At 68.1% G+C, this 12,914-nt stretch carries 12 protein-coding genes; 5 read left to right on the forward strand and 7 right to left on the reverse strand.

Translation table 11 applies throughout. The annotated features are described in order from the left end of the window. Nucleotides 1-108: 108 nt before the first annotated feature. The 3 genes from DID96_RS06990 to alr form a co-directional block, all read right to left on the reverse strand. Nucleotides 109-375 (reverse strand): DUF2866 domain-containing protein, encoded by a 267-nt coding sequence (locus tag DID96_RS06990; protein WP_124598618.1) that lies wholly within the window; start codon nt 373-375, stop codon nt 109-111. A gap of 156 nt (nt 376-531) precedes the next feature. Then, entirely contained in the window at nt 532-1,908 is a 1,377-nt protein-coding gene (gene radA / locus DID96_RS06995; RefSeq protein ID WP_124598620.1) for a DNA repair protein RadA, read from the reverse strand. Nucleotides 1,909-1,919: 11 nt separating this feature from the next. Beyond that, nucleotides 1,920-2,990 carry an alanine racemase gene (gene alr / locus DID96_RS07000; RefSeq protein WP_124598622.1) on the reverse strand — a complete coding sequence of 357 codons (1,071 nt, stop codon included), beginning with the start codon at nt 2,988-2,990 and terminating at the stop codon, nt 1,920-1,922. A gap of 218 nt (nt 2,991-3,208) precedes the next feature. On the opposite strand from alr, the gene lplT reads away from it, so the two are divergent. Together lplT and thiD are read left to right on the forward strand one after the other, a co-directional pair. After that, on the forward strand, nt 3,209-4,516 hold the full coding sequence (lplT, locus tag DID96_RS07005) for a lysophospholipid transporter LplT (RefSeq protein ID WP_124598624.1): 1,308 nt from the start codon (nt 3,209-3,211) through the stop codon (nt 4,514-4,516). Nucleotides 4,517-4,574: 58 nt separating this feature from the next. Continuing rightward, entirely contained in the window at nt 4,575-5,384 is an 810-nt protein-coding gene (gene thiD / locus DID96_RS07010) for a bifunctional hydroxymethylpyrimidine kinase/phosphomethylpyrimidine kinase (protein ID WP_124598626.1), read from the forward strand. A gap of 19 nt (nt 5,385-5,403) precedes the next feature. Here thiD and DID96_RS07015 read toward each other — a convergent pair whose 3' ends face one another. The 4 genes from DID96_RS07015 to tsaB are packed head-to-tail and all read right to left on the reverse strand — an operon-like array spanning nt 5,404 to nt 8,792. Continuing rightward, complete coding sequence (locus DID96_RS07015; protein ID WP_124598628.1) at nt 5,404-6,366, reverse strand: DUF1853 family protein; 963 nt, start codon at nt 6,364-6,366, stop codon at nt 5,404-5,406. After that, nucleotides 6,363-7,544, reverse strand: a complete 1,182-nt coding sequence (locus DID96_RS07020; RefSeq protein ID WP_124598630.1) for a uracil-DNA glycosylase — start codon at nt 7,542-7,544, stop codon at nt 6,363-6,365. The genes DID96_RS07015 and DID96_RS07020 overlap by 4 nt, the downstream gene beginning before the upstream one ends. Beyond that, the gene (gene rimI / locus DID96_RS07025) at nt 7,531-8,028 is read right to left on the reverse strand and encodes a ribosomal protein S18-alanine N-acetyltransferase (protein ID WP_124598632.1); all 498 of its coding nucleotides are present in this window, start codon (nt 8,026-8,028) and stop codon (nt 7,531-7,533) included. The genes DID96_RS07020 and rimI overlap by 14 nt, the downstream gene beginning before the upstream one ends. After that, nucleotides 8,025-8,792, reverse strand: coding sequence for a tRNA (adenosine(37)-N6)-threonylcarbamoyltransferase complex dimerization subunit type 1 TsaB (gene tsaB, locus DID96_RS07030; protein WP_124598634.1), 768 nt, complete (start codon nt 8,790-8,792; stop codon nt 8,025-8,027). Before tsaB ends, rimI begins: the two co-directional genes overlap by 4 nt. 148 nt (nt 8,793-8,940) lie before the next feature. On the opposite strand from tsaB, the gene DID96_RS07035 reads away from it, so the two are divergent. The 3 genes from DID96_RS07035 to aceA all read left to right on the forward strand — a co-directional run bounded on the left by DID96_RS07035 (nt 8,941) and on the right by aceA (nt 12,804). Next, a complete protein-coding gene (locus DID96_RS07035; RefSeq protein WP_124598636.1) occupies nt 8,941-9,210 on the forward strand; it encodes an acyl-CoA-binding protein in 270 nt (89 codons plus the stop codon). 347 nt (nt 9,211-9,557) lie between these two features. After that, nucleotides 9,558-11,105 carry a DEAD/DEAH box helicase gene (locus DID96_RS07040; RefSeq protein ID WP_124598637.1) on the forward strand — a complete coding sequence of 516 codons (1,548 nt, stop codon included), beginning with the start codon at nt 9,558-9,560 and terminating at the stop codon, nt 11,103-11,105. A gap of 391 nt (nt 11,106-11,496) precedes the next feature. After that, nucleotides 11,497-12,804, forward strand: coding sequence for an isocitrate lyase (gene aceA / locus DID96_RS07050; protein ID WP_124598640.1), 1,308 nt, complete (start codon nt 11,497-11,499; stop codon nt 12,802-12,804). Nucleotides 12,805-12,914: the final 110 nt, after the last annotated feature.

The following is a 12,914-nucleotide window of genomic DNA, read 5'->3' on the forward strand; positions in this document are numbered from 1 at the left end:
GCGCCGATGCGGCCGATGGCGCCGATGCGCCGATGCGACAAGGCCGGGGGCCGGGGCCGGGTATGATGGCCCGGCCTGCCAGTCGTTCTCGGCGTGCAAGCGGGCGGCTCAACGCCGCGGCAGCGTGTCGCGCGGCATCTGCTCGTCGTCGCCCATCAGGTGGCGGCGCCCTTCGGTCGGCCGCTGGATCGCCGCGACGACTTCCGCCTCCGTCACATCCTCCGACACGACCCGGCGCGCGAGGCGCCCTTCCGCGTCGATCCATTCGACGATCCGGCACCCGCCGCCCCATGGCTGGCGGATCGGCTCCGACACACGGCAGCCGCGCAGGTTGTAAGCGCGTCCGCCTGGCGCTTGCCCAGACTGTTTGAACATAGGTCCCTTTCGCATGGCGCGGCATGGCGCGATTCGACAATCTGCCAAGGATAGGGAAATGCGATGTCCGGCGGGTTACATAAGCCTACAATTTCTTTACAGCGAATTACGCGACAGATCGCCGGAGGCCCGGCCCCCGGCGTCGCGTGACAGCGCTCACTCGAGCCCGCGCACCCGGTCGATCGCCTGCTCGATCCGCTCGACCGCCATCACCTCCAGTCCGTCGACCGGCTGCTTCGGCGCGTTCGCCTTCGGAATCAGCGCGGTCGTGAAGCCGAGCTTTGCGGCCTCGCGCAGGCGCTCCTGCCCGCGCGGAGACGGCCGGATCTCGCCGGCCAGCCCCACTTCGCCAAACACGATCAGGCCCTTCGGCAACGGCTTGTTGCGCATCGACGAGTGGATCGCGAGCAGCACCGCGAGATCGGCAGCGGGCTCGGCGATCTTCACGCCGCCCACCGCGTTGAGGAATACATCCTGATCGAAGCACGCGATGCCCGCATGGCGGTGCAGCACCGCGAGCAGCATCGCGAGCCGGTTCTGCTCGAGGCCGACCGCGAGGCGGCGCGGGTTCGGCACGTGCGCGGTATCGACGAGCGCCTGGATCTCGACGAGCAGCGGCCGCGTGCCCTCCTGCGTGACGAGCACGCACGAGCCGGGCACGATCTGCTCGTGTTGCGACAGAAACAGCGCGGACGGATTGGCAACGCCGCGCAGCCCGCGCTCGGTCATCGCGAACACGCCGAGTTCGTTCACCGCGCCGAAGCGGTTCTTGAACGCGCGCACGAGGCGGAACGACGAATGCGTGTCGCCTTCGAAGTACAGCACGGTGTCGACGATGTGCTCGAGCACACGCGGGCCGGCCAGGTTGCCTTCCTTCGTCACGTGTCCGACCATGATGATCGCGGTGCCCGACTGCTTCGCGATACGCGTGAGCTGCGCCGCGCACTCACGCACCTGCGCGACCGAGCCGGGCGCCGACGTGAGCGCTTCCGAATAGACGGTCTGGATCGAGTCGATGACCGCGACGTCCGGCCGCTCCGCGTCGATCGCGGCCTGGATCTTCTCGAGCTGGATCTCCGCGAGCAGCTTCAGCTCGGCCACCGGCACGCCGCCGTCGAGCAGCGCGAGCCGTTGCGCGCGCAACGCGATCTGCGCGGCCGATTCCTCGCCACTGATATAGAGCGTGCGCCGTTCGCTCGCGATGCCCGCGAGCGACTGCAGCAGCAGCGTCGACTTGCCGATGCCCGGATCGCCGCCGATCAGCACCACGCCACCCGCGACGAGCCCGCCGCCGAGCACGCGGTCGAATTCGCCGATCCCGGTCGAGAAGCGCGGCACATCGGCCGCCTCGATGTCGACGAGGCGCTGCACCGGCGCGCGCTTCGCGAGCGACTGGAAGCGGTGTGCGGCCGGCGACTCGGCAACCGATTCGACGAGCGTGTTCCAGGCCTGGCACGACGGGCACTGCCCTTGCCACTTCGGCGTCTGGCCGCCGCACTCGCTACAGACGAAAACCGTTTTCTGCTTGGCCACGCGGTGCGCCCTTATTCCGCGCGCACCGGCACGCGGCCGGCCACCGCGCACATCAACTCATAGCCGATCGTCCCGCAATGCGTTGCGACGTCGTCGATCGGCAGGTCGTCACCCCACAGCTCGACGCGCGCGCCGACGCCCGCCTGCGGACACGGGGTCAGGTCGACCGTGATCATGTCCATCGACACGCGGCCGACGATCCGCGTGCGGATGCCGTCGACGATCACCGGCGTGCCCTCAGGCGCGACGCGCGGATAGCCGTCCGCATAGCCGCACGCGACGACGCCGATGCGCATCTGTGCCTGCGCGGAGTATGTCGAGCCATAGCCGATCGATTGCCCCTTCGCGATCGTCTGCACCGCGATCAGCTCGGACGCGAGCGTCATCGCCGGCTTGAGGCCCGTGTCGGCGAGGTCGGCGGAGCGGCCGGACGGCGACGCGCCGTACAGCATGATCCCCGGGCGCACCCAGTCGAAATGCGTGTGCGGGTGCCAGAGCACCGCTGCCGAGTTCGCGAGGCTGCGCGCGCCGGCAATGTTTTCCGCACCGCGCTCAAATGCAGCCATCTGCTCGGCGACGCCGCGCTCGCTGTCGGCATCCGAAAAATGGGTCATCAACGTGATCTGGCCGATGCCGGGGCATGCACGCGCACGCTCCCACGCCGCGCGGTACTTCTCGGGCGTATAGCCGAGCCGGTTCATCCCGCTGTTCATCTTCAGCTGCACGTTGATGGGCTTCGACAGCCGCGCCGTCTCGAGCATCCGCATCTGCTCGTCGTTGTGGACGGTCGTGGTCAGGCTGTAGCGGTCGACCACGTCGAGGTCGCTCGAGCGGAAGAACCCTTCGAGCAGCAGGATCGGACCGGCCCAGCCGAGTTCGCGCAGCTTGACGGCCTCGTCGAGATCGAGCAGCCCGAAACCGTCGGTGCCGCGCAGGCCGGGAAACGCGCGCGCGAGGCCGTGGCCGTAGGCGTTCGCCTTGACGATCGCCCAGACCTTGGACTGACCGGCATAGCGGCGGACGACGGAGAGATTGTTCGCGAGAGCGGCGGTATGAATGGTGGCGGAGATCGGGCGCGGCATGGGAAATTTACGTAAAGACGCTTGCGAATCATCAGCTTACCGTGCCTTTTGGGCACCGAAGCCGACAACTTGCGGAACGATCGGGGAATCTTGCTAGTCCGAATCGCTGTATTTTCGTGTTATAAAGCCGTGCGCACAACCCATTTCGAACGGAATAAGCCGATCGCCTACCCGGCGGCCTACGCGGCCGGACCGCAGCGACGAAAGCATCGCATCAGATGAAAAAAGGTTTTTACACCATCATGGCCGCGCAGTTTTTCTCGTCGCTGGCCGACAGTGCGCTCCTCATCGCCGCCATTGCCCTGCTGAAAGACCTGAACGCCCCCAACTGGATGACACCGCTGCTGAAGCTGTTCTTCGTGTTGTCCTATGTCGTGCTCGCGGCGTTCGTCGGCGCCTTCGCGGATTCGCGCCCGAAGGGCCACGTGATGTTCATCACCAACTCGATCAAGGTCGCAGGCTGCCTGATCATGCTGTTCGGCGCCCATCCGCTGATCGCCTACGGGATCGTCGGCTTCGGCGCGGCGGCCTACTCGCCCGCCAAGTACGGGATACTCACCGAGCTGCTGCCGGCCGACCGGCTCGTCGCGGCGAACGGCTGGATCGAAGGCACGACCGTCAGCTCGATCATCCTCGGCACCGTGCTCGGCGGCGCGCTGATCAGTCCGCACATCGCATCGCACGTAATCGCGCACACGCCGGCGTGGATCGGCACGCCCGCCGAAGCCGCGATCGCGGTCATCCTCGCGATCTACGTGATCGCCGCGCTGTTCAACCTGCGCATTCCCGATACCGGCGCGCGCTATCCGAAGCAGCAGCACGGGCCGATCAGGCTGATCACCGACTTCGCCGACTGCTTCATGGTGCTCTGGCACGACAAGCTCGGCCAGATCTCGCTCGCCGTCACGACACTGTTCTGGGGCGCGGGCGCGACGCTGCAGTTCATCGTGCTGAAATGGGCCGAGGTGTCGCTCGGCATGTCGCTGTCCGAAGGCGCGCTGCTGCAGGCGGTCGTCGCGTTCGGCGTCGCGGCCGGCGCGATTGCCGCGGCCAACCGGATTCCGCTCAAGAAGTCGCTGAGCGTACTGCCCGTCGGCATCATCATGGGCATCGCGGTGATGCTGATGGCGTTCTACTCGCGCGATCTGATCCCGTCGAACTGGATCATCCATCTCAGCCACATCCGGCTGCCGGTCTACCTGATCATCGCGTACATCTTCCTGATGTGCGTCGGCGCGCTGTCCGGCTACTTTGTCGTGCCGATGAATGCACTGCTGCAGCACCGCGGCCACGTGCTGCTGTCGGCCGGCCACTCGATCGCGGTGCAGAACTTCAACGAGAACCTGTCGGTGCTCGTGATGCTGTGCCTGTACGCGGTGCTCGTGTGGCTCGACGTGCCGGTCGGCGTCGTGATCGTGCTGTTCGGCACCTTTGTCTGCCTGACGATGTGGCTCGTGATGCGCCGCCACCAGGCGAACCAGCGCCAGTTCGATTCGGTCGCGCTGATCGGCGAGGCGAAGCACTGACGCGCCCCTTCCCGTTTCCGCAAGCCCGCGCCGGTTCCCGAACCGGCGCTTTGCCATCATGACGCATCCGATCCCCAACGTCCTGACGATCGCCGGCTCCGATTCGGGCGGCGGCGCAGGCATCCAGGCCGACCTGAAGACCTTCTCCGCGCTCGGCGCGTACGGCGCGAGCGTCATCACCGCGCTGACCGCGCAGAACACGCGCGGCGTGACCGGCGTGCACGCGCCCGATGCCGCGTTCGTGACCGCGCAGCTCGATGCCGTGTTCGGCGACATCCGGATCGACGCGGTGAAGATCGGCATGCTCGCAAACGCTGAGATCGTCCGCGCGGTCGCCCATGCGCTGCGACGCTACGCGCCCCGCTACGTCGTGCTCGACACGGTGATGATGTCGAAAAGCTCGCACGCGCTGCTCGCGCCGGACGCGGTCGACGCGCTGCGCGGCGAGTTGCTGCCGCTTGCCACGGTCGTCACGCCAAACCTGCCCGAGGCCGCCGCACTGCTCGGCGACACGCCGGCCGTCACCGAAGACGACATGGTGCGCCAGGGTCGCGCGCTGCTGCAGACGGGCGCGCACGCCGTGCTGATGAAGGGCGGCCACCTGCCGGACAACCACGCGAGCCCCGACTGGCTCGTCGACGCGACGCACACCGTGCGGCTCGACGGCCCGCGGGTGCCCGTCACCAATACGCACGGCACGGGCTGCACGTTGTCGTCGGCGATCGCCGCGCTGCTGCCGCGGCATCCCGATCTCGAAAGCGCCGTGCGCGAAGCGAAGACCTACCTGACCGGCGCGATCGCCGCAAGCGGCCGCCTCGACGTCGGCCACGGCGTCGGCCCCGTGCATCACTTTCACCGCTGGTGGTAAGCGCCGGCGCGCGTGCCCGTCAGTCGGCCTGCGCCGCGAACGCCTGCGCCCGCTCGGGCCAGTCGTCCGGCACGACGAACCCGCGCGCGGTTTCGTGCCACGCGCCGTCGCCGCCCCGCCCGTAGACACCGATCAGTGCCGGCGCCTCGCGGGCCGTCAGCACCGCCGGCAGCGCCGGCACTGTCGCGAGCGGCTCGGGCGTCACGGCGCCCGCGTCGATGCGCCTCGGCGCGAGCCACGCAAGCCGCGGCAGCACGGCCCACGCGGTATCCGCCGGCTGCGCGGCAGCCCACCCTGCCCACTGCGCGTGCGTCAGCCAGAAGCCGCGCGGATGTTCACGCGCAATCTCGTCTGCGACGTGCGGCAACGGCGCGCCGTGCGGATAGAACAGCCATCCCTTGATGAACATCTGCGCGTCGGCCGGTGCGCCGAATCCGAGCAGCGCGAACGCGTTGCGCCCGCTCAGGCGCAGCTGGTGGCTGATCAGCCGGCCGCGCTTGCGATCGAAGCGGTCGACGAGATTCGGGCCGACGAAATCGGCGAGCGTCGCCGCGCCGCGCACCGGTGCACACAGATAGCACTTCACCGCGAGCTCCCAATGCAGGCGCCGGCCGGCGGGCGTATCGACGAGAAAGTCCACCTCACCGAGCGTCTGGCCGTTGATGCGCAACGCGAGGTTGGCCGCAACGAGTCGCAGCGACGGTCCGTGCGTGAGGAAGTATTCGAGCAGGCATTCGGCGTAGCGGCCGAGCCTGACCGGGCGCAGCCCTTCGAGCGCATGGTGCAGCGGCTCGGGCGCCGCATCGAGCGCGGCCAGCCAGGCTTGTGCGTCGGCCTGCTCCGCGGCGTCGGACCACGGCTGCGCAAGCGGCGCGCCGGGCGCCGCCGTCAGCAGGCCCGGGCTCGACAGCAGCCACGCAAGATCGCGGACCGCGGCGTCGCGCAGCGTTTCGACGAACGATAACGCCGCGCGCGCCGTCATTGCTCGGGCCGCTCGCCAGCCTGACGGACGGCCGCCCCACGGATGGCCGCCCCACGGAACGTGTCGCGCGCGACGCACAGATCGGCCCACGCCTTCGACTTGTCCTGCAGGCTGCGCAGCAGATAGGCCGGGTGATAGGTGACGATCACCGGCACGCCTTCGTACGTGTGCACGCGGCCGCGCAGCGACGCGATGCTCGCGTCCGTCTTCAGCAGCGTCTGCGCGGCGAAGCGGCCGAGCGCGACGATCAGCTTCGGCTTCACGAGCGCGACCTGACGCTGCAGATACGGCTCGCAGCGCGCGACTTCGTCCGGCTCCGGGTTGCGGTTGCCGGGCGGCCGGCACTTGATCACGTTCGCGATGTACACGTTGTCGCCGCGCTTGAGCGACAGCGACTGCAGCATGTTGTCGAGCAGCTTGCCCGCCTGGCCGACGAACGGCTCGCCCTGCTTGTCCTCGTTTTCGCCCGGCGCCTCGCCGATCAGCATCCAGTCGGCCTCGCGATCGCCAACGCCGAACACCGTATTGGTCCGCTTCTCGCAGAGCCGGCAGCGCGTGCAGTCGGCCACCCGCGCGGCGAGCGCATCCCAGTCGAGTTCGGCCACCGGCGTTTCGGCAGCACGCAGGTCGGCGACCGGCACGGGATCGGCCGGCGGCGCGGCATCGAACCATGCGAAATCGTCTTCGTCGAGCGGGGGCGTGTCGTCGGGCGGTGCGAACGCGTCCGCGGGCGCGCCGGGCTGGTTCGCCGCGCGGCCGTCGGCCAGCGGACCCGCTGGCGCGCGCGCTCCGGACACCTGCGACGCGGCTGGCGCTCGCGTGCCGCGCGCTTGCGCCTGTGCTGCGTCGTCCTCGGCAGCCGGGACGCGCGCCGACTGCGGCAATGCGTCGGCCGACTTCACGTCCGGTTCATCCGCGTTCGCCGCCCTCTCCGCCGCCTCCGCCGTGATCGCCCGCGCGTCGACCGGCTGCGCGGCAGTCTGCGCAGCGGGAATCGCGTCGCGCACCACGGCCGTCTTGCCCGCCGTCCGTGCGACACGCGTTTCGGCCTGCGGCTCCGCCGTCTCCGCCACGGGTTCCTGCCCGGCCAGTGCCGGCACGTCGCCCGCGCGCAGCCCGCGCCGCACCCAGCGATGCGCGAGCCCCATTTCCTCGAGTGCAGCGTCAGCCCACGCCATGCGCGCCTCCGTCCTTGTTCAGCGTAAGACGCATCACGATCGCGTCTTCGCGGCTGTGATGCCGCGCCGGATAGTAGTTCTTGCGCCGCCCGATCGTCACGAAGCCAAAGCGCTCGTACAGATGGATCGCACGCGGGTTCGACGGCCGCACCTCGAGCAGCACGCCATCGAGCCGTTCCGCCTGCGTGATGCGCACGGCTTCGCGCAGCAGCGCGAGGCCTGCGCCCGTGCATTGTGCGGCCGGCGCGACGCACAGGTTCAGCAGATGCATCTCGTCGATCACGGGCATCAGCACGCAGTAGCCGACGAGCGTGCCCGTCACGTGGCGCAGGCACACGCCGAAATAGCCGTTGCGCAGCGAATCCTCGAAATTGCCGCGGCTCCACGGGAATTCATATGCGGCGTGCTCGATCGCGACGACCTCGTCGAGATCCGCATCCGTCATCGGCGACAGATACCGGTCGCTCAGCAGCACACCCGTCATTCCTTTGCTCCGCCCGCTTGCGCCGCGCGCGCCGCCATCCGCTCGGCGGTGGTCTGCGCGACCTTGTCGCGCACATACTCGGGCGCAGCCGCTTCGGCCGGCACCGTGCGCCCGGCGCGATACGCACGCAATGCCGCGTGCGCGACCGCCAGCGCATGCGGCATCGCGTCGCCGTCGATCGCCGCCGCATGCGCGACGGCCGGCAGTTGCGCGCCGAACGCAGCGGCCGCGTTGCCCGCGAGCGTGAACGGCGCGTTGGGCACGCCGACCGCGCCCGGCACGTCGAGCGCGGCCGGATGCAGCGTGCGCCAGTCGCCGGCGCCGTCGTCCCACGCAAACTCGGCCCAGTAGACCTCGTCCATCCGCGCGTCGAGCGCGGCCAGCACACGCGCGGTGCCCGGCGCGCGCAGCCGCGCGTGCTCGGCGCACGCGAGCAGCGTGCCGACCGGCACGACCGGCAGCCCGCGCCCGAACGCGAGGCCTTGCGCGATGCCGGTCGCGGTGCGCAGCCCCGTGAACGAGCCGGGGCCCGCGCCGAACGCGATCGCGTCGCAGTCGGCAAGCGTCAGCCCGGATTCGGCGAAGAGTTCCTGGACGGCCGGCAGCACGCGCGTGCTGGACACGGCGCCCGTCAGTTCGTGGCGGACCCAGCTTTGCAGGGAGGAAGCGGCGGATTCGGCCGTGGCCGAGCGCAGCAGCGCGACCGAGCAGTATTCGGTCGACGTATCGATGGCGAGGAGCACTGTTTGCGTCATGGCCGACATTGTAATGCGGCGCCCCGCTCCCACGGGCGATTGCGGCGGATCACACCGCACGTCGGGTGTCCGCGGCGGTTTGGAAGGATCGCTCGACCCCGCGCGCCGGTCCGCTTGTTAAGATCGCCCGACTCGAAACCCTTTCCGGAGACACCCGATGAGCGAAATCACCGCCCGATTCGACCAAGCCCAGATCGACGTCAAGCGACTGACCGAGCGTCCGGGCAACCTGACCCTGCTGCGCCTCTACGCGCTCTTCAAGCAAGCGACCGACGGCGACGCGCATGGTGACAAGCCGGGCTTCACCGATATCGTCGGCAAGTACAAGTACGACGCGTGGGACGCACTGAAGGGCACGTCGCAGGATGCGGCGAAGCAGCAGTACGTCGAGCTCGTCGAATCGCTGAAGAACGGCACCGCGTCCTGATCGCGACACATAGTCAAATCGGCAGTGGCGCAGCGCAGCAAAAATCACTATAATGCCGGCTGCGTCACTTCCGCGCTCGGCCCGTTGGCCGATCCGGCCTGACGTCTCGTAGCGTTAAGCTCCAATCCGGTTTAGAACCTGTCCCCTTCCTGCTTCGGCTCTAGCGGCCGTCAATTATCAGGCTGGCGGCAACGCTGTCATAGCACGCCGCACCCAAAACAGCTTCTAGCCTCATCCGCCTCGTGACTGGCGGATTGCACCCGTTTTCCGATTTGCTCGTTGAATCCGACAACTTGGGTATGCGCGATTGGCGCCGACGTTTCACCCACTGTGTTTCAAGGATTGTTATGACTTCGAGCATTTCCACCAGCCCCCTCAACGCGACCGCCGACAAGGCACTCGGTCTCGACGAAGCCGCGCCGGCCGCAGCCGCGCCGGCCGCCGACGAGCCGAGCTTCGCGTCGCTCGGGCTGTCGCCGGAGATCGTCTCCGCGCTGGAGGCCGCCGGCTACGTGAAGCCGACGCCGGTCCAGCAGCGCGCGATCCCGGCCGGCATCGCCGGCCGCGACCTGCTGGTGTCGAGCCCGACCGGCTCGGGCAAGACCGCCGCATTCATGCTGCCCGCGATCGAGCGTTTCGCGCAGCTTCAGAAGGCGCAGGCGCAGCAGCCGCGCGCTCCGCGCGAGCCGAACGGCGGCGATCGCCGCGGCCGCCGCCCGCAGCCGGTCGCGCGCCCGGGCCTCCTCGTGCTGACCCCGACCCGCGAACTCGCGATGCAGGTGACGACCGCCGCGTCGACCTACGGCAAGCATCTGAAGCGCCTGCGCACCGTCAGCATCCTCGGCGGCGTCGCGTACGGCCAGCAGCTGATGCTGCTCGCGAAGAACCCGGAGATCCTCGTCGCGACCCCCGGCCGCCTGCTCGACCACCTCGAGCGCGGCCGTATCGACCTGTCCGAACTGAAGATGCTTGTGCTCGACGAAGCCGACCGCATGCTCGACATGGGCTTCATCGAGGACATCGAGACGATCGTCGACGCAACGCCCGAGTCGCGCCAGACGATGCTGTTCTCGGCCACGCTCGACGGCAAGATCGGTTCGCTGACGAGCCGCCTGCTGAAGGATCCGGAGCGCATCGAGATCCAGCAGCGCCTCGAGTCGCGCGCGAACATCGCGCAGACCGTGCACTACGTCGACGACCGCGATCACAAGGACCGCCTGCTCGATCACCTGCTGCGCGACGACGCACTCGATCAGGCGATCATCTTCACGGCGACCAAGATCGACGCCGACCAGCTCGCCGGCCGCCTCGCGGACGCGGGCTTCGAGTCGGCCGCGCTGCACGGCGACCTGCCGCAGGGCGCACGCAACCGCACGATCCGTGCGCTGCGCGAGCGCCGCGTGCGCGTGCTCGTCGCGACCGACGTCGCGGCGCGCGGCATCGACATCCCGGGCATCACGCACGTGTTCAACTACGACCTGCCGAAGTTCGCGGAAGACTACGTGCACCGTATCGGCCGTACCGGCCGCGCGGGCCGCTCGGGCATCGCAGTCAGTCTCGTGCATCACGCGGAGCAAGGCGCGCTGAAGCGTATCGAGCGCTTCGTGCGCTCGCCGCTGCCGGTCAACGTGATCGAAGGCTTCGAGCCGCGCAAGGCGCCGCCGCGCAACGATCGCGGCTTCGGCGGCCGCGGCCGTCCGGGCGGCGGTAACGGCGGTCGCCGTTTCGGCGGCAAGCCGGGTGGCGGTAACGGCAACGGCGGCGGCCGCAGCTTTGGCGGCGGCAACGGCGGCAATGGCGGCTGGAGCGGCAAGCCGGGCGGCAGCCGCGACGGTGGCAACCGCCGCGGCGACGGCCAGCGCGGCGGCCCGCGACGCGGCAATTCGGCGTCGTAATGGCGCCCGGGCGGCCTCGCAGGCCGTCCGTCACCCGCCCCGCAACACGCAACCGGCGCACCCGCGCCGGTTTTTTTTCGCCCTCGCCGCCATTTCACGATGCGGAAAATTTTTTTGCGTCGTAAAAAATCATGCTGCGTGGCACAACCCGGTGTGTTGCAGGATGGGAAAATGCATTTCTTATCTCGAAATGAGCAACACAAGCGATTGATTTAAAACAATTAAAAATTTCAAAACTTCCTGAGAAAGCCTCTGTTTCGCGATCTGTGGTTTGCCTAGACTCTTATACAAGACTTCACGAAACGAAACGCGTCACTCCCCCGCTTCGTGAACAGCATCACCACCGTTCGATTCACTCCGATTCAGGCAACACCATTTCGAGGAGCACATCATGTCGCGTCAGCAACAGGCACAGGAACTGCAACAGCAATGGGAAGCCGATCCGCGCTGGAAGGGCATCAAGCGCAGCTACTCGGCTGAGGACGTGGTCCGCCTGCGCGGCTCGATCCAGGTCGAGCACACGCTCGCGAAGCGCGGCGCGGAAAAGCTCTGGACCCTGATCAACAACGAACCGTTCGTCAACGCGCTCGGCGCACTGACCGGCAACCAGGCGATGCAGCAGGTGAAGGCCGGCCTCAAGGCAATCTACCTGTCGGGCTGGCAGGTCGCGGGCGACGCGAACGTCGCGGGCGAAATGTACCCGGACCAGTCGCTGTACCCGGCGAACTCGGTGCCGCAGGTCGTGAAGCGCATCAACAACACGCTGACGCGCGCGGACCAGATCCAGTGGTCGGAAGGCAAGAACCCGGGCGACGAAGGCTACGTCGATTTCTTCGCGCCGATCGTCGCTGACGCGGAAGCCGGCTTCGGCGGCGTGCTGAACGCGTTCGAGCTGATGAAGGCGATGATCGAAGCCGGCGCATCGGGCGTCCACTTCGAAGACCAGCTCGCATCGGTGAAGAAGTGCGGCCACATGGGCGGCAAGGTGCTCGTGCCGACGCGCGAAGCCGTCGCGAAGCTTGCGGCGGCGCGTCTCGCGGCCGACGTGATGGGCACGCCGACCGTGCTGGTCGCGCGCACCGACGCGGAAGCAGCGGATCTGATCACGTCCGACATCGACGACAACGACAAGCCGTTCCTGACGGGCGAGCGCACGGTCGAAGGCTTCTTCCGCACGAAGCCGGGCCTCGAGCAGGCGATCTCGCGCGGCCTCGCGTATGCGCCGTACGCCGACCTGATCTGGTGCGAAACGGGCAAGCCGGATCTCGAGTATGCGAAGAAGTTCGCGGAAGCGATCCACAAGCAGTTCCCGGGCAAGATGCTGTCGTACAACTGCTCGCCGTCGTTCAACTGGAAGAAGAACCTTGACGACGCAACGATCGCGAAGTTCCAGAAGGAACTCGGCGCGATGGGCTACAAGTTCCAGTTCATCACGCTGGCCGGTTTCCATGCGCTGAACTACTCGATGTTCAACCTCGCGCACGGCTATGCCCGCACACAGATGAGCGCGTTCGTCGAACTGCAGCAGGCCGAGTTCGCGGCAGCCGACAAGGGCTTCACCGCAGTCAAGCACCAGCGCGAAGTCGGCACCGGCTACTTCGACGCGGTGACGCAGACGGTCGAGCGCGAAGCGTCGACGACCGCGCTGCACGGCTCGACCGAAGACGAGCAGTTCTTCGACGGCAAGAAGGTCGCTTAAGACGCCTCGCGGCGTCTGCCGATGCCCGCCGGTCATGCGACGGCGCGGCATTGGCACCCGTATCACGAACCAGCATCAGGGAGGAGACGGCAGGCGCGCGGCATCCATCG

Source organism: Burkholderia sp. Bp8963 (assembly GCF_003854275.1).
In the GTDB taxonomy this organism is placed as follows: Bacteria; Pseudomonadota; Gammaproteobacteria; order Burkholderiales; family Burkholderiaceae; genus Burkholderia.